At 47.9% G+C, this 15,896-nt stretch carries 18 protein-coding genes; 5 read left to right on the forward strand and 13 right to left on the reverse strand.

Annotated elements, in window-relative coordinates:
• Positions 1 to 177 precede the first annotated feature (177 nt).
• The 13 genes from IPN95_10830 to IPN95_10890 all read right to left on the reverse strand — a co-directional run bounded on the left by IPN95_10830 (position 178) and on the right by IPN95_10890 (position 10,945).
• The gene (locus IPN95_10830; GenBank protein MBK9449873.1) at positions 178 to 588 is read right to left on the reverse strand and encodes a transposase; all 411 of its coding nucleotides are present in this window, start codon (positions 586 to 588) and stop codon (positions 178 to 180) included.
• A gap of 12 nt (positions 589 to 600) precedes the next feature.
• Entirely contained in the window at positions 601 to 1,170 is a 570-nt protein-coding gene (locus IPN95_10835) for a transposase (GenBank protein ID MBK9449874.1), read from the reverse strand.
• Between the two features lie 224 nt (positions 1,171 to 1,394).
• Positions 1,395 to 2,072 carry a T9SS type A sorting domain-containing protein gene (locus tag IPN95_10840; protein MBK9449875.1) on the reverse strand — a complete coding sequence of 226 codons (678 nt, stop codon included), beginning with the start codon at positions 2,070 to 2,072 and terminating at the stop codon, positions 1,395 to 1,397.
• A gap of 8 nt (positions 2,073 to 2,080) precedes the next feature.
• Positions 2,081 to 2,536: a hypothetical protein gene (locus IPN95_10845; protein ID MBK9449876.1), complete on the reverse strand. Its 456-nt coding sequence runs from the start codon at positions 2,534 to 2,536 to the stop codon at positions 2,081 to 2,083.
• Positions 2,521 to 5,097: a hypothetical protein gene (locus IPN95_10850; protein ID MBK9449877.1), complete on the reverse strand. Its 2,577-nt coding sequence runs from the start codon at positions 5,095 to 5,097 to the stop codon at positions 2,521 to 2,523. Before IPN95_10850 ends, IPN95_10845 begins: the two co-directional genes overlap by 16 nt.
• Before the next feature lie 283 nt (positions 5,098 to 5,380).
• Positions 5,381 to 6,634 (reverse strand): alpha/beta hydrolase fold domain-containing protein, encoded by a 1,254-nt coding sequence (locus tag IPN95_10855; protein ID MBK9449878.1) that lies wholly within the window; start codon positions 6,632 to 6,634, stop codon positions 5,381 to 5,383.
• A gap of 120 nt (positions 6,635 to 6,754) precedes the next feature.
• A complete protein-coding gene (locus IPN95_10860) occupies positions 6,755 to 7,789 on the reverse strand; it encodes a hypothetical protein (protein ID MBK9449879.1) in 1,035 nt (344 codons plus the stop codon).
• 279 nt (positions 7,790 to 8,068) lie between these two features.
• On the reverse strand, positions 8,069 to 8,335 hold the full coding sequence (locus IPN95_10865; protein ID MBK9449880.1) for an alpha/beta hydrolase fold domain-containing protein: 267 nt from the start codon (positions 8,333 to 8,335) through the stop codon (positions 8,069 to 8,071).
• The gene (locus IPN95_10870) at positions 8,253 to 9,038 is read right to left on the reverse strand and encodes an alpha/beta hydrolase fold domain-containing protein (protein MBK9449881.1); all 786 of its coding nucleotides are present in this window, start codon (positions 9,036 to 9,038) and stop codon (positions 8,253 to 8,255) included. The genes IPN95_10865 and IPN95_10870 overlap by 83 nt, the downstream gene beginning before the upstream one ends.
• 13 nt (positions 9,039 to 9,051) lie before the next feature.
• Positions 9,052 to 9,231, reverse strand: a complete 180-nt coding sequence (locus IPN95_10875) for a KOW motif-containing protein (GenBank protein MBK9449882.1) — start codon at positions 9,229 to 9,231, stop codon at positions 9,052 to 9,054.
• A 7-nt stretch (positions 9,232 to 9,238) separates the two neighbouring features.
• On the reverse strand, positions 9,239 to 9,655 hold the full coding sequence (locus tag IPN95_10880) for a hypothetical protein (GenBank protein MBK9449883.1): 417 nt from the start codon (positions 9,653 to 9,655) through the stop codon (positions 9,239 to 9,241).
• Positions 9,656 to 9,743: 88 nt separating this feature from the next.
• On the reverse strand, positions 9,744 to 10,127 hold the full coding sequence (locus IPN95_10885) for a DUF1801 domain-containing protein (GenBank protein MBK9449884.1): 384 nt from the start codon (positions 10,125 to 10,127) through the stop codon (positions 9,744 to 9,746).
• 287 nt (positions 10,128 to 10,414) lie between these two features.
• Positions 10,415 to 10,945, reverse strand: coding sequence for a hypothetical protein (locus IPN95_10890; protein ID MBK9449885.1), 531 nt, complete (start codon positions 10,943 to 10,945; stop codon positions 10,415 to 10,417).
• A 283-nt stretch (positions 10,946 to 11,228) separates the two neighbouring features.
• On the opposite strand from IPN95_10890, the gene IPN95_10895 reads away from it, so the two are divergent.
• The 5 genes from IPN95_10895 (at position 11,229) to IPN95_10915 (ending at position 15,769) form a co-directional block, all read left to right on the forward strand.
• Positions 11,229 to 12,176 carry a hypothetical protein gene (locus IPN95_10895; GenBank protein MBK9449886.1) on the forward strand — a complete coding sequence of 316 codons (948 nt, stop codon included), beginning with the start codon at positions 11,229 to 11,231 and terminating at the stop codon, positions 12,174 to 12,176.
• A gap of 12 nt (positions 12,177 to 12,188) precedes the next feature.
• A complete protein-coding gene (locus IPN95_10900; GenBank protein ID MBK9449887.1) occupies positions 12,189 to 14,420 on the forward strand; it encodes a carboxypeptidase-like regulatory domain-containing protein in 2,232 nt (743 codons plus the stop codon).
• A gap of 70 nt (positions 14,421 to 14,490) precedes the next feature.
• A complete protein-coding gene (locus tag IPN95_10905) occupies positions 14,491 to 15,066 on the forward strand; it encodes a Crp/Fnr family transcriptional regulator (protein ID MBK9449888.1) in 576 nt (191 codons plus the stop codon).
• An 89-nt stretch (positions 15,067 to 15,155) separates the two neighbouring features.
• Positions 15,156 to 15,575 (forward strand): hypothetical protein, encoded by a 420-nt coding sequence (locus IPN95_10910; GenBank protein ID MBK9449889.1) that lies wholly within the window; start codon positions 15,156 to 15,158, stop codon positions 15,573 to 15,575.
• The gene (locus tag IPN95_10915; protein ID MBK9449890.1) at positions 15,572 to 15,769 is read left to right on the forward strand and encodes a hypothetical protein; all 198 of its coding nucleotides are present in this window, start codon (positions 15,572 to 15,574) and stop codon (positions 15,767 to 15,769) included. The genes IPN95_10910 and IPN95_10915 overlap by 4 nt, the downstream gene beginning before the upstream one ends.
• Positions 15,770 to 15,896 lie beyond the last annotated feature (127 nt).

The raw sequence follows: 15,896 nt of genomic DNA on the forward strand, positions 1-15,896 counted from the left end.
GGTGTTTTTTGCCTTTGGAAAGTCTGTTTATTTTCCAAAGCCGGGCTCGGGAGATGGCTCGGGTATCGATTTTTGCTCGAAAACTTGTTCGTATTCCGGTTTTAGGGACTAATTCAGCATGTTAGGTTAAGCTCCGTCAATAGCCTCGGTGCCCGTCTCAGGTTGCAACAAATCGTTCTAGAATGTGTTGACCGTTTGTTCTTTCCAGGCCTCGGTATCGTGCTTTGCCTGTGCCGAACCATCGTTTTGCCCTCCAAACGTTCGCCCGACCACCCATCGAACGGAGCTGATAAGCCTGTTTTTCTTCTTGTAGTATGTGCTCAACTCATGGTTTCGACTCTTTTTCATTATCCCGTTGTATAACTGCTTGCTTCGCAAGTGCGAATTTGGGTTGGCCTCCGAGCAATATCCCTTGTCAGCATAAAGCGAAGTCTTGGGGGCTGGTTCAGCTCGCTCGATCAGCAACTCAAGGACTTGACCGTCATGGGTGTTGGCTGCTGTTGTTTCTACTGCAAGCACGATGCCGTTCATATCAGTAGCGTGGTGCTTTTTATAGCCGTAATATAGCTTGCCGGCCTTTTTGTCCACGCCGCCTCAACGTCACGCCAGGGCTTTTGACCATCTTCTGAAGCTTGGCCCCGTCTTGTGACCGTTGCCTGGCGCAACCGCCTCATTGTCACCTTCACTTCGTATTGCGCCTTGCTTTGGCTTCAGCGGGCTCTCTCTGATGGAAGCGTCCACGATCGTCCCGGTACGAACCAACAGCCTTTTTCTTGCAATTGACGGTTCACTTCGTCCAAAAGCGTATGCCATACTTCCTGGGTGGACAGCATGGTTCCGGAACCGGGACACGATGCTGTGGTCCGGTATGGAATCCTCAAGGGATAGCCCGCAGAACCGCGTAAAGGAAATCGAATCATTCACGTGGTCCTCCAATTCCCTGTCACTCAGCCCATACCAAATTCCAAGCAAACTCATTTTGAAAAGCACAAGGCCAGCGTAGCAAGGATTGCCATCCAAGCGCTTCCCACGCGTGTCAAATTGATCAATGACCTTTTCGATGCTCCCCCAGTCGATCATAGCATTGACGGCATCGAAAAAGCGTGTATTGATCTTGCGCTTGCTTAAAGCCAATTCTGCGAAGCTCATATTTCCTGTGTTTTTCTTCATGATGATGCCATGAAGTTCAAAATCAGAACCCTCCCCAGTCAATGTGCGATATCTACAACTGCTTGTGGATTGTGGTCAGTACGGTGCAACAATCTCGGATTACGTGGAGAAGCGATGACAAGCTGCTTGGCAAGGTATTCCCTGCTCCAAAGCAACAACCTTCCGCAAAGCAAATCCGCCCCCGGTTCAAAAATCACCATTTAAATTCCTGAAAACCGTGACGATTATTGGATATGAACGCGGGTATGCATCACGCGTGCTTTGTCGGCGATACGAAGCAGGTAAAGTCCCTTTGCGAATCCGGAGACGGGAAAATTCAAATTGCCATGGGTGGGTATTTCGGACGTTGCAACCAATTTTCCGTCAACGCCATACAATTGCATCAACGCACCGGGATACATGGTCATGCCTGTTTGAATATGCAGAATGTCCGTTGCAGGATTGGGGTAAATCGCAACATTGGCTTGGACAATTGTCGGTGAAACACCCGTAATCACATCTATGAGGTACGTAAGGGTGTCGATTTCCAATGGGAAGGCATCATCCCAGATCTTGTATTTTACGGTGGCCGAACCTGTCGTTTGAAATGGATAAAAGTCCAATCTTAAAAAGCCATCCTCCTGTGGGGCCACAGGCATCATTGTTCCCGAAGGAATTACGCTCGCATAGGAAGACTGATTGTCGATAACAGTCACGGTCCATGAAGGATCGCAGGTATTGCTGATCAATTCATACTTCAATAGAATGGAATCATTGCCTCGGTTCTGCATAATTGGGAGTTCCAAGACCCCGCCCACAACCAACGTTCCGCTGACAACGGGCCCCGGGCTGAGGGTATAAGTTTGGGCATTCCCAACCAAAGCAGCGAAAAGCAAGAGGGGGAGTAAAAAGATCGATTTCATTTTCAATGCTATTCAATTTCCTTCGTTTCATGCACCTCATAACGAGCTTTTGGTTTCCATCGTTTTCCGAAAACCATAAGCTGGATAATCCATAAAAACCAATATGTCGGAAATCTTAAATATGTATAAAGAACTTCGAAATTGTCAATAATTCCGATTGTTGATTGTACGCGTTTGATTTCGATAAACTGTGAAATCAATGGTAAAATAAATCCGAACAGAAGTCCACCTACTAGACAGCCTACTTTCTCGCTAATCAGTACTTTGCGGAATTTTACATTGAGGTTTTTTGATTTGACAATTGAACAGAGATCTCTGGCGCCGCTGAAAACTTGCCGATTGATTTCAAACCAATAGCAAACTAGCCGCTGATGCCTTCCAAAATCCCCGTCACAGATCGCCCCCTCATTCGGTGGTTGTGATATCACCGGCCTCTTATTGTGATGTATCACCTTTTCGTCCATGCCTGCGATTTACAAGCCTTGCACATTTCGTTAATGGTATTCGTATTAGTCTCCCATTTCCTGGTATATAGGTAAATGTTCAGGCTCTTCTGTTCCCATTCACCCCAACCGGAATAGGTGTCGTAGCGCTGTCCTACCACGGGATATCCGTTGCAAAGCTGGCATACCTCCCAAACCGCTTGTATTTCTTTATAACCACCCGCGTCCAATTGTTCTTCGGTCATGGGTTTCAGTCTGCTCACCAATGCATCGCTGTTACTTCCCGGATAAAGTTTCTCTCTTTGCGCTACTACGTAAACATTCCGTTCGCAATCAAATCCCAATACGATCAGCGGAGAATTTGCGGGATTGGATGACGAGAGATTGGTTTTCGGGGCAAACTTTCTCGATAGCCGTTCGCACTCATTTTTCGGAGCGTATGCAAATGCTTCGGCCCTCCACGTTTCAATCGTTTTTGTATATTCCTTACTATCAATACCGAGGTTATAAGGAGAGATCTCTCCCGTAATGATATTAATCGTAAACGCCGAGGCACCCGGATCGTCTATCACCGCATTTGGTTTGGTATAAACAGGCGATTGATGCACAACGAGCAACAATTGCTTATCCTTCAGGTATACCACATGCGTATAGTTGAACCATCCCGGGAAAATCGTGTTCGGCGTTACGAACTTTTTGTCGGCCATGTCATAAATGGTAAAGCCGTCATTATAGTAGCTTGAGATCAAATATCGTGATTGAAAAGTCTGTCGATCAATGTTCCCCGGCGTCTTATATCCTTCAATCACCGGCGCATTTCTTGTTGATCGATCCATAAAGCCTTTATACGGTACATTGCCGTACTGCATGTACCCGATCGATTTCCAATCTGCCAAAGGCACAACCTTGATCTGCCCGGGTTCATTCACGTCAAAGGCGAATATTCTTTCGCTGTCCTGAAAAAAAGCTTTGCCTTTCATCAAACGCGTGTCTTCGGTGCCCGGAGGAAAATAATCCGCTTTGAATTTGGTGATGACGGTTCCTGTTTTTGTATCAACAAATCTTAACTCACGTCTGTCTATCCCTTTAGAATAGGTAGAAATCAAAGCCTTATCATCATCCAATACCGCGACAACATTCATATTCTCAAACTGGGAGGTGAGGACGCCATTTGTATAAAACAACGATGCTGAAGGTTCAGAAGCCGTAATGCCAATGGTATGACCGGCGGGACTCAATTGTGTTGCAACAATAGCTCCCGGAACAAGTATCTCCGATGCGAATCCGCCTTTTCCTTTTGTATATTTATCTGCAAAAGTGTAAAGTGCCTTGCCTTCGGGAAACTGCCAAAGTATTGCCGTGGCACCCGAAAAGTATCGGTCAACCATCAGTACCAGGCCATTGTCTGTTGATCCCGCTAAACCCAAACGAATGTTTGACCCCCACGCGTGGCGAACTGCGGGAACAGGCATGTTTTCAAGTTTCGCAATTGCGTCATTTCCGATTTTTATCCTGGATTCGTTTTCCTTAACGGCGATCTTCACGTCTTCACCCACAGGTGTATACTTGAATGACAGCATTTCTTTCGACTTTCCGTCAGCAAGCGAAAAGCCGTTGATATACATGTCTGGTCCGCCTGCAAAATTGTCGGAAAAAGTATAAAACAACTTTTGATCCGCTTGCAAAAAGGTTTGATAAACGTAGTCCTTTCGCACCGGCAGCTCGTGCTGCCCCGGTGCTGAGAGCGGCAGCAATTCCGGATAGCTGTATTCGGCGAATGAGACTTGAGCACGAGCTGTGTAAAATGCTTTTCCGTCAGACCTAAAATAAATGCGGCCCCCGGGAACCTCCTGCACTGTTTTTAATGTAGCAGGTTCAACAAAAAAAGATTTATCGTCGCCTTCAAAAATCAAGTGCTGATTGCCGGGCGACATTAACACCCTGTCCAGTGGATAGAAAACGGGGGAATAGATTACTTCTCCTGTAGCGGCATTAACCGCAAACATTTTATTTTCAGTATTGGAAGAAAAGAAAAGATTTTGTTCCGGCAGGTATATTCGATGTACAAAATCATACGCGTCAATGAATTTTGATTCGCCGGAAGTCAGGTTCACACGATATATTTTGCTGCTCGCTCCTATTAAGGCAAAAACTGAATCGCGGGAGAAAAATATATCAGGGCTGGTTACGGATCCGATGATCTTCCCCACCGATTTTTTTGCCTCCGGTTGTGTCCGCCCCTCAAGTAGCGCACGCTTATTCAGCAATGCCTTTTTCTTGACATGATAATCGCTGTACGTGAAAGATTCCCCCACAATCACAACATCGGGCTCCGCACTCATTGCATTGCGCCTGAGTTCATAAGGAAACGGTGATACTTCTTCAACGACCTCTTTTGTGAAGATGTCCCATTTTTTCAGCGTTAACCTGTCGGAGGTATAAACATATTTGCCATCCGAAGAAAAAGCAACGGATAGATCGCAGTTGCCGGTATAACCCTTCATGGGATATCCTCTGCAGGGTTCCTGGGCAAAAGCAGCATACGCGACGAAAAGCAGTATAAGGGTGGCAATAACTTTCATGGATCAAATTTAAAAAAAGAAAGGATCAACAGGAACTACCCCGGCAACAACAAGGGCAAATTTGATTGCAGCTTTGCCTTCAGCTCCGCATCGGCGTCGTCAAAGGTGACACGCAGGCATTGATAGCACTATCAGGACTTTGGCGATGAAAATTCAAACGGTGTGAGCCGAACCTCGGACTGCATCTTTGAAAGAGAGCAAATGGGGGTTGTCATTGCTGTCACAGCAATTTGTGAAGTTGCTTTTTCAAATTTGAAAACCCTTTTGATGCAGCGAAGACCCCTTACCTCCGAATCACCTTCGCCGTAACCGACACATTCGATTCCACCTGCTGAATGTTGAGAAAATACATCCCGGCAGGCAAATCCATCTGCACATTTCCATTCAAAACTTCCTCCTTGTGAACCAATTGTCCGAAAGTATTGTACATGGACAGGTTCAACGGACCCGCAATCCCTTCGATTTGGAAGGCATTGTCAAAGGGATTCGGATAGATTTTAATCTCGGATCCGAGGCCATTTTCGGCAATGCTGAGTGGAATGGAGCAAGTCGTTGGAACGGAGTCGGTCGTGTAAAAGCTGGAACAATTGCTGCAGAATACACTTTTGAAGAAGCAACTTGCGCGTTGCGCCCTGAATTTAGCGCTCGCATTCCGGAAGATCCCGTGGCCGCCTGTGGTATCTACGGTGAGTTCGCTGCAAATATTGTTGGCGACCAATTCATTGTGGATGGCGCGGGATCCATTCACCGTATAATGGGCAAAGGAATTGTCTGCGTCGATGAACACCGTCGAATCCAGTCCGCCATGAAAGGCAACCGTGGGAAGCATTTCGTCGAGATCGACTTCGCTTGCAGTGACGCCTCCCCAATTGTTGAAAATGCCCTTGATGGAATAGGTATTCGTCAGGTTATTGCCGGAGGTGTAGAGATTGCCCAATTCAGCGCTTGCGGCCGTGACATTGTACAACAAGGAGATGCTGTCGAGTTCCGAAGGATCCGCATACACCATGCCCAGCGCCAGTAAGGATCCGGCGCTTTGTCCACCCGCAAACAGCCAATTGGTATCCAATCTCACCGCATTTGCATTGTTGACCAAATAGCGCAAGGCAGCATTTCCATCCTGAATCGCCCTGTATCTTGCTTTGTACTGACCGTACTCCGTAAAGTCAAACCCGAGTCGATAATTGACCGAGGCGCAAACAAAACCGCGCAAAGCCATGTGGATGCACAAGTCCCGAATATCCCCCAGTTGTTTGTCGCCCGAGACAAATCCGCCACCATGAAACAGCAGCATCAATGGCCGCTGCGGAGACGTGTCAATCACCAAATTGGGGTAGTAAAGGTCCATCAACAAGGTATCCGGATTTCCCTGAAAGTCCGTGGCAATACCGTACTGCACATTGGCTGCAATCGTAATGTCCGTCGAATCAAAGAATTGCACTTCGGTGTAACGGGCGTCATTGGTGCAGTATTGACTGTACGCGTTCCCGATGAGAACGAAGAAAGCTGCGAAAAGGATGGATATTTTAGTTTTCATGATGTTTTTTTTTGATGCATTTTGACGTTTTTCAGCACTTGATTGCCCACCTGCATGGAACGAAAGACAGCGGAGAATGCTCGATTCAACCATTGAATTTGAACCTTCTCCAAGCTGATACTACTTGTTGTCCTCTTCATCATTTGGCTTGGGAATTTGGATCGATGGAAGTGAATCCCCCAGCGATTTTGCTACCTGATAATGCGACCAGTTTTCGATTTCATTTTCTCCATAAATGATCATTCGTACTTCAACGTCCTTCGTATCCATATCACCAACGTACATTCTCTGATGGTCGGGAATATTTTCGTAACTCATTTTAAGTTTATTTTTATTCTCCACCGAGGGATTACTGCGATAGCTTTCCAAGTCCTTTCTACAAATTTCAATGGAGGATGGCTGACCGTTCAATTCTCTCAGCATATCCTTCATTTCAAGCAGTTTGTCGTGAACCGAATTAACGTATTGGACCTCCAATGCCTTGAAGCTTCCAAGTCCATAAATGGATATGTTCGTATGCAATGGAATTTCGCTTACCACGACCCCTTCCCGGATCAAATTTTCAAATTCCGACATGGTCAATTCCAGCGGATTCTCCAGTCTTGAAAGTCGAATGGTAGCGTCCGGAAAGACATTGACCCTCACCAAATGAAAATCGTCCGAAGTCTTGTAAAACAGATTCAAACTCTGCCCGTTTATCTTCTCAGGAAAAATATCGAATGGATAGGACTTCCTTTCTTTGTAAACGGTACCATTCCCACTTTCACCAATTCTAACGCCATTAATGATTTTTTCAGTGTACGTATACATGTTCTCAAATTTCGGATTAAGCTCCGCAATGAGACTTTCCACATACGCAATAAACGTTTCTTCATTGAAAATCCAATTTCCATCACCGACAATCCAACCTCCCAAACCATGTATGGAAATTGCTTTGTTGTCTGGCACACTCAAACTCACCCAACCCCGTTGAACATCCCTTACGAAATGTTCGAAATCTTCAAAATTCCAACATTCAACCCTTCCATTTTCATAAACATCGATGTCCACAAAAAAGTGAGCCCCGTTTTTAATAAACGCAGGTATTGAATATCCTTCAATGACCTCTCTTCGGTAAACCTTCGTTGTTGGTCTAATCATTTTTGTTTTGTCCATTTTAAAAAAGTTGAATTGCATGAAAGGGGTTCTTCAACGCACCGTCACGACCTGACCTCCCGCAACGCCGTGCGCAAATCCCTGCAAATCCCCCAGATTGACCAAAGTTTTCTTCCATTTCGGATCGAAAATAGTCAAAAAGGACGTCTCGGCAATAGAAAAGCGCATTGATCTTGATTTACGGATAGCTTGCTGTGTTTTTGCACCATTCAGTCTGGTCTTCCGAAAATACCAATTGCCCGCCAAGGAGACCACCCGAAGGGCATGCCCGTCCCTCCATCAACTCCTTTCCCCGAAGTACCTTTCCCAATATTCCCCGTAAGCACCCAGCAAAAAGGCCCAGGCGGATTGGCTGATCTTGGCTTTGGGTGCGACCATTTCGAAGGCATGGAAACAGCCCTTGAACAATTGGAATTCAACGGGGACATGGGCCTGTTGGAGCTGCTGCACGTACGTCAGCGTTTCATCCTTGAAGGGTTCCAAGTCGCCGACAAAGGTAATGGTGGGCGGAAGCTTCGAATAATCCGTCGCGCGCTGCCGCTGCATACGCGGGAATCGGTACATGCTGCGCATTCAGGTCCTGCAGATAGGCCTTCCAGCCAAATTTGTTGGTTTTCGCATTCCAAACGGGCGCATTGTTGTCGACGGTGGATGCTGTGTTTTGGCGGTCATCGATCATCGGATAAATGGGCATTTGAAAGGCAATCGCCACATCTTGGGTATCCGTCGCTTTCAGGCTCACGGCCGCAGTCAGTCCCCCGCCCGCGCTATGGCCGGCGACGATGAACTTATCCGCAATCATTCCAAGGGTTTCCGCATTCGCCTTCATCCACAATAAGGTCGAATAACAATCGTCGAATGCAGCAGGGTAGGGGGCATCCAATGCGCGCCGATAGGCTGGACTAACAATGATGCAGGGTTTTGTGGCGATGAAGCGATGAATCACCTCCAAAAAGGACTCCGGACTCCCCGTAATATAGCCGCCGCCATGGATGTACAGCATGCCGGGCAATTTCCCGGTGGCATTCGCAGGCCCGAATATGCGCACACGGATATCAGGTCCGCCCGCTGTGCCCGGAATCCACTGTTCCGCACAATTCAACCCCTTTATTTTGGCCCCCTTGGTCAGATTGCCCAATCTGTTCAGCATCCGCACAGTCCACGCACGCCCCAACAATCCGGCAGCGAATTTCATCGGTCCGTAAAACTTGCGAAGTTCCGGATCAAGCTGTTGTTTGTTGATTTTCATATCGTTGTATCACCTATTGCACGACCACATTCTTCGCCAATGTCTTGAAGCGCACGCCGTTTTCCTGCACGACCGTGATCGTAATATGCCCCGTTTTGCTCGCGTGGATGTCGCGGACGATGCCGGATTTGCCTTTGTGGGTGCCGGCGATTACGGTGCAGTTGTCGCCGTCTTTGAGTTGTGAAGTTTCCATAGTGTGCCTAATTGAGTTCTCCTTGAATCAAATCCTCGTCCTCATGTTGGTGGATTTTCGAAATCAAATCGTCGGTGATTTCACTGACCAATTCCTCCATGAGGCGGGAATATTGCTGGAATTCCTTCCATAAAACTTGGTTCATAAAAGCTTCATCCACCCTCACCATGACGGTCGTGTACTTTTGCCGGTAATAGCGATAGGGTTTTACCTCATATTTGCGGCAAATTGCAATCAACAATTTCTTATGCCAATTGCTGGGCATGGACAAGCTGAATTCTTTGGGTTTGGATTGGATTTGCAGAGAAGGATTGTTGCGCAGGATTCTCTCTTTTGCCGAAATCGCTGCGTTTTTCTCACCATCGGTCTGCGCGCCCGCGATGAGGGCTTCAATTTTCTTAATCTTCTCCAGCAATTGATTCATAATACCATTCGAACTAAGCGGATCATAGCGTTACCCCTCAAACAAGTGGAGAACCCTCTCTTCCTAGATTCAAATCTGAAGGATTATTTCAGTCTTTCAAAACGCCCTTGCGCTTCACAATATTCTTGTAATCCCATTGAATGTCCCGGGCTTTTTGAAGCCATCGGGCAAGGTCATCCACGTTGACTTGTTCTGCTGTCGTGAAACGCGCCTCGGCGGCCTTGAAGTTGCCTTCGTTTTTCAGCCCGGGTTCGTCAAAGGTTTGCCCGCTCCAAAACAGCAACCGGACGCCGCCCTTGAGCTTGCTGTAACCCGCGACCGGATTCCCGTCCAAAAACCAAACAGGATGCGCATGCCAGATTTTGTTTTCGGCGTCGGGCAGGTGGCGTGTGATCTCCGCATGGAGGAGGTTGCAGATTTCCTGATCCTCAGGAGATTGCAATTCGTGGTATTTCTGGATTTCTGAGTGCATATTTTTAGGGGTGGTGATCAGCAAGAGATAATTCGTGCCGAGATAAACTTTGTTAACCAAAAGATCGGATGAAAACGCAAAGTACGCAAAGGTTCGCAAAGTGACGCAAAGATCATATTCGGCCAAAAGAAATTTTTCTGCAATCGGATCATTTTAGAGCCATCACAAGATGGTCGAATGGTTCACGAAAATGCAAATTCGATCTTGGAACGCTTGTTGATGTACAGCGAATGGGCCTCCAATGGATAAGCACAATCCAACTGAACGGGCCGCTACAACGATGGCGCTTAACGCCGCAGCACCTGCATCAACTCCTCAAACTTTTCTGCAATTTCCCCCTTGAAGTTCCCGTCATTGAGGTGGGTTTTCATCATCAGATCACTGTCTTCACGCTTTTCGGGGGGCAACACGAGGCCAATTGGAAAGGCCTGACAATGAATGCATTTTTCCTTCAGCAGTTCTCGCACTTGCTTGAAAACCAATCCATGACCAAACTTTTCGTCCTTTTTCTCAAAGGAACTGCCGCAACAAGTCACAAAAATAAGTTGCCGTATGTTGAGTAGGTGTTGTTTTGTAAACGACCGTAAGGGTGCGATCAACTTTCCCATCCAAATCGGACCGCAGAGGATGATGCGGTCATAATTGGCGACCTCGTGTTGGAGTCGATGAATACCAAAATTCAGCCCTGCCATCATGAGAAATTGTGCATTCAATCGGGGGCGAATTGCCTCAATCTCGCAGTTTAATTCTTTGGCAATTTTTTCGGCGAGGTAACGATTGCTGCCCTTTTGCGAATAGTACAAAACCAATGATTTCATGGCGGATGGATTTTTGGCCAATTTCTGAACACAAACCAATGACCATGGTGATCCTTGTCAACTATATGGATGACTTTTGCCATGTCGCTTTCGAATTCGGCTGCATTCAATCCGTTCGATACGCGTACCGCTTCCTGGTTGCCCCATCATCGTAGCTTGCGCTGCGCGAGCCTTTCGCTGGATTGTATGCTGTGAAATAACCTGTTATATTGGCTCAAGTTCACCGTCTGAATCAGCTTCAAAAGTGCCTAGCGGCCGTTTTTCATCCGAATAAAATGCATCCATGAATTCTCGGAAAATCATCGAATGGCTTTTGGAAGGGGATGTTTCCGTTCAATATCAGGTTGGACGCGATTTGTTGGGCGTGGACAAAAAGGAACTGCAAGACAGAATCGCCACGGAAGGCTGGGGAATGGAATTCTTGGCTAGGCGCAAAACCGATGGACATTGGGGCGATCGATTTTATCAGCCGAAATGGATTTGCACGCATTATACATTGTTGGACCTGCGCAATTTGAATTTGCCACCTAACCATCCGCTCGTGCAGGAGACCATTGAAGGGGTATTGCAAAACCATCGGGCAGACGATGGCGGCATTCGATTGGGGCCGTCCACGGCGGAAAGGAGCGATGTTTGCGTCAATGCGATGGTATTGAACTACGCGGCTTACTTCCAAACGGCGCAAAATCAATTGGTTCCCATTGTGGACAGTATCCTGAATGAGTGTATGCCGGACGGTGGTTTTAATTGCCGGACTGTAAGAAGCGGCGCCAAACACAGTTCCCTGCACACCACAATATCCGTACTCGAAGGCCTGACCGAATTTCAAAATGCTGGACACGAATACCAGAAGGACAGGATTGTCCTTGCCAGAAAAACTGCCGTGGAATTCATCTTGCAACATCAATTGTTCCTCTCTGACAAGACCGGGCTGCTGATTCACAAGGACTTTCTGAAGCTCGTTTACCCAAGCAGATGGAAGTATGACATCCTGCGGGCCATGGATTATTTTCAGTTTGCCGGGATAGCTTGGGACGATAGGATGGAAGCCGCATGGCGCATTCTCCTAAGCAAACAAAACAAAGACGGAACTTGGAATATGGCTGCAGCGCATCCAGGGCAGGTTCATTGGGTCATGGAGAAAGCCGGCAAGCCAAGCCGATGGAATACCCTCCGGATGATGCGTGTGATGCGGCATTTTGATCCAACAAGGCTATCTTTGCCACTTTAAAAGAACGCGATTGTGAAAAACTACTTCATTGTCCTTGCTTTTCTGTTGCCGATTGGCCTTGTGGCGCAAAACATTGCCGGCAAGGTCACCAATGAAAAAAAGGAAGCCCTCGCGGGGGCATCTGTGTTTTGGATGGGCACGGAAATCGGGGTGACCACGGGCAGCAATGGGGAGTTTGAGCTTTCTGCCGAAGGAATTGTCACCCAAAAACTCATTGCAAGTTATGTCGGGCACCTGCCGGATACGATGGCGATTACCGGTCAAACCTTTGTGGAGTTTCGCTTGCAGGAAGCCAAAACCTTGGACGATGTGTTGATCGAAGCGCAACGGGATGGCGTATCGATTTCCGATGAATCCGCCATCAAAACCGAGCAAATCACCCAAACCGAACTGCAAAAAGCCGCCTGTTGCGACCTCGCGGGTTGTTTTGAAACCCAAACGACCGTGCAACCGCAAACCACCAATGTCATCACCAATTCCAAGGAACTCCGCATTTTGGGACTGTCGGGCGTTTACAATCAGGTTTTGATCGACGGGTTTCCGCTGATTCAGGGATTGTCTTACACTTACGGCATCAGCAGCATTCCCGGGACCATGGTCGACAACATTTATGTCGCCAAAGGTGCCAACAGCGTGTTGCAAGGCTACGAAAGCATCAGCGGACAAATCAACGTGGAAACCGTCGAGCCCGACACCAACAAGCGCCTGCTGCTCAATGCCTACATCAACAGTTTTCTTGAGAAACACTTCAATGCCAACTTCGCATTCACCAAGGGGAATTGGAGCAATTTGACGGCCTTGCACACCGTGCAACCGGCAACATCCATCGACCGGGACGACGATACTTTTCTGGATCTGCCCAAACTCAGACGCTACATGGTCTCCAACAAGTGGGTTTATGGGAAGGACACGGATTTTGGTTGGAACAGCCGCGTCGGGATCCGTTTTTTCAACGAAAGCCGCGTGGGCGGGCAAACCACATTCAACGCCAAAACCGATCAGGGGAGCACGACGGTTTATGGACAAACCGTCCGCATCAATCAGCCGGAGGCATGGACCAAAACCGGCTACCGCATCAACGAAAAACACAATATTGTGCTCTTTGCCTCCGCCTTTCATCAACAGCAGGAAGCCTATTTCGGGACGGTCAATTACGATGCCCAACAAACCAATGTTTACGGAAATCTGCAGTACGAATTGAGCTATGCAGGCAATGATCTCAAAACGGGGATCAGCTACCGCAACCTCAACTTAAACGAGGACGTTGCTTTTACCGATACCACCTTGCAACGGACCTATGCCGGCAACTATCGGCGGATGGAGAGCATTCCGGGCCTTTTTGCAGAGCATACCCTGCGGCTTTTCAATGACAAACTCACGTGGATCGCCGGCGTCCGGGGCGATTTGCACAATCAATTTGGCATGCAATTCACCCCACGGACCTTGGTGAAATTCGACATCACCCCCAAGACGATCGTTCGGGCGAATATTGGAACAGGATGGCGGACCGTAAACCTGTTCAGCGAAAATATCGGCTTGCTCGTCAGTTCCAGGGACATTGTTTTTGCCGAATCCTTGCAGCCCGAAAAGGCCCTCAATTTCGGGCTGAACCTCACGCAGAAGTTCGAAACCAACGACGAAAACCTTTCCGGGTATTTCAGTGCGGACTTTTACCGCACCGATTTTCAGAATCAAGTCTTTCCCGACTACGACACCGATCCGACGAAAGCGATCATCCAAAACTTCGAAGGCACAAGCATCAGCAATGGTTTGCAGTTGGAATTGAACCTGAAAATTTGGAAACGATTTGAGCTCAAGACCGGCTACAATTTTCTGGATGTGTACCGCGAAATCGGCGAAACCAAAGCGCGGTTGCCCTTCAATTCCACGCACAAATCGCTACTGACGTTCAGTTACAAACCCCTGACCAACAAGTTTCATTACGACATGAACGTGCATTGGTACGGCGCGCAGCGGCTGCCCAACACGGCCTCCAATCCCGTGGAATTTCAGCGTCCTGACTTTTCCAAGCCCTATACGACGGTCAATGCGCAATTCACCTACAGCCTCAAAAAATGGGAAGTTTACACAGGCTGCGACAATATCTTCGACTTCCGGCAGCGGCGACCCATCATCAGTTGGGAAAATCCGTTTGGCCCCTACTTTGATACCTCCTCGGTTTGGGGTCCCACAAAAGGGCGCGAATTGTATCTTGGGCTGCGGTTTAGGCTGACGAATGATTAAAGGAGAGGAAAATTCATCGACTTCACCCACAGGACACTAATATGCACGAGGAAGCAAATCAAGCCCAATAATGAACGAATTAGAAACCTTTTTCCAAGGATTGACGCCGATTTCCCCGACAAGTTGGGATCGGCTTGCGGCCTTGTTTACGCCGCGCACGCTGAAAAAGGGTGAGTATTTTGTAACAGACAAACAATTTGCCCGGGAACTTGCATTCATGGAGACGGGCATCGTGAGGGTGTTTTACAGAAACGCCGAAGGCGTGGAATACAACAAACAGTTCTTCACCGACCGCAATCTCATCGGGGGTTACACCTCTTTGATCACCCAACAACAATCCCGCATCAATCAACAGGCGCTTGCAGACTGCGTCATTCATGTGGCCAACCACGCGGAAATCCGAGGGTTGTTTGATACTTGCCCCGACATCGAGCGGGCTGCACGCATCATTGCCGAATATTTTTTCGTGCAAAAGGAACAGCGGGAAATCGACATCGTGTTGCTCGACGCTGAAAAACGCTACCGGATTTTCCAACGGGAATTCCCGGGCCTAGAGCAGCAGATTCCGCAGTACCACATTGCGTCCTACCTGGGGGTAACGCCGACGCAGCTCAGCCGCATCCGGAGGAAAGCTTCGGGTAAATGAATTTCTTTACCTATGTACATGAACGGCGATTTTCGGCGGGTCAACTTTGCAGTTCAATATTCAGTTTGAACTTCAAAATAGAAATGATAATGACTTTTTTTGTAAAACACTTTAGATGGCTCATGCTTGTTTCGGGCATCTTGACCTGCTCCATGATGCTCGGCTTGTTTTCGCCTGAAGCCTCCCTTCAATCCAATTTTGGTGAAAGCATCGAGGGCGGCGTCGCCAATATCGTGGTCCGAAATTGGTCGGCTTTGATCGCACTCATGGGCTTGGTGCTGATTTACGGCGCTTTTGCACCTGCCGTTCGTCGATTTGCCCTGGTGATCGCGGGTAGCAGCAAGGTCGTTTTCATTGCCCTTGTCCTATCCATGGGCGCACCTTACCTTGGTCATGGAGTCGGCACGGCAGTAGTGGTCGATTCGGTTTTGGTATTGCTGTTTGTCGCCTATTTGCTGCTTTCCGCTTCGAAAAATCACCGGCATGCGCCTGCACAAATGACGCAATGAAACTCCCCCTCCTCAAAAAATATGCGCTCAATTGTTTTCTGCTGACCATTCCGATTCTGGTTTGGAATATCCTCTTGGCCGATCAATTGCCCGAGGCTTATCAGGAAGCGGTGTTTTGGAATATGCTTATCGGGAACTTGACCAGTAGAACCAGAATGGGGAAGGATTCTACCTTCCAAGCCCGAAGGGCTTGACCTGTGGATAGCCCCGGGCAAAGCCCGGGTAATCGATCCTCCTAGATTTTAACCCCGAAGGGGTTGAAACTTTGGGGGATGCTCGCTACCCCCAGTTTCACTGGGGGCTATCCACGAATCAACCTTT

It is taken from the genome of Bacteroidota bacterium (assembly GCA_016718825.1).
GTDB lineage: Bacteria > Bacteroidota > Bacteroidia > J057 > JADKCL01 > JADKCL01.

What these genes read in the sequence shown, in the direction of transcription:
- IPN95_10835 (MBK9449874.1), bottom strand. Translation starts at nt 1,170, where the DNA reads ATGAAGAAAAACACAGGAAATATGAGCTTCGCAGAATTGGCTTTAAGC.
- IPN95_10840 (MBK9449875.1), bottom strand. Translation starts at nt 2,072, where the DNA reads ATGAAATCGATCTTTTTACTCCCCCTCTTGCTTTTCGCTGCTTTGGTT.
- IPN95_10845 (MBK9449876.1), bottom strand. Translation starts at nt 2,536, where the DNA reads ATGGACGAAAAGGTGATACATCACAATAAGAGGCCGGTGATATCACAA.
- IPN95_10850 (MBK9449877.1), bottom strand. Translation starts at nt 5,097, where the DNA reads ATGAAAGTTATTGCCACCCTTATACTGCTTTTCGTCGCGTATGCTGCT.
- IPN95_10855 (MBK9449878.1), bottom strand. Translation starts at nt 6,634, where the DNA reads ATGAAAACTAAAATATCCATCCTTTTCGCAGCTTTCTTCGTTCTCATC.
- IPN95_10860 (MBK9449879.1), bottom strand. Translation starts at nt 7,789, where the DNA reads ATGGACAAAACAAAAATGATTAGACCAACAACGAAGGTTTACCGAAGA.
- IPN95_10865 (MBK9449880.1), bottom strand. Translation starts at nt 8,335, where the DNA reads ATGCAGCGGCAGCGCGCGACGGATTATTCGAAGCTTCCGCCCACCATT.
- IPN95_10870 (MBK9449881.1), bottom strand. Translation starts at nt 9,038, where the DNA reads ATGAAAATCAACAAACAACAGCTTGATCCGGAACTTCGCAAGTTTTAC.
- IPN95_10875 (MBK9449882.1), bottom strand. Translation starts at nt 9,231, where the DNA reads ATGGAAACTTCACAACTCAAAGACGGCGACAACTGCACCGTAATCGCC.
- IPN95_10880 (MBK9449883.1), bottom strand. Translation starts at nt 9,655, where the DNA reads ATGAATCAATTGCTGGAGAAGATTAAGAAAATTGAAGCCCTCATCGCG.
- IPN95_10885 (MBK9449884.1), bottom strand. Translation starts at nt 10,127, where the DNA reads ATGCACTCAGAAATCCAGAAATACCACGAATTGCAATCTCCTGAGGAT.
- IPN95_10890 (MBK9449885.1), bottom strand. Translation starts at nt 10,945, where the DNA reads ATGAAATCATTGGTTTTGTACTATTCGCAAAAGGGCAGCAATCGTTAC.
- IPN95_10895 (MBK9449886.1), top strand. Translation starts at nt 11,229, where the DNA reads ATGAATTCTCGGAAAATCATCGAATGGCTTTTGGAAGGGGATGTTTCC.
- IPN95_10905 (MBK9449888.1), top strand. Translation starts at nt 14,491, where the DNA reads ATGAACGAATTAGAAACCTTTTTCCAAGGATTGACGCCGATTTCCCCG.
- IPN95_10910 (MBK9449889.1), top strand. Translation starts at nt 15,156, where the DNA reads ATGACTTTTTTTGTAAAACACTTTAGATGGCTCATGCTTGTTTCGGGC.
- IPN95_10915 (MBK9449890.1), top strand. Translation starts at nt 15,572, where the DNA reads ATGAAACTCCCCCTCCTCAAAAAATATGCGCTCAATTGTTTTCTGCTG.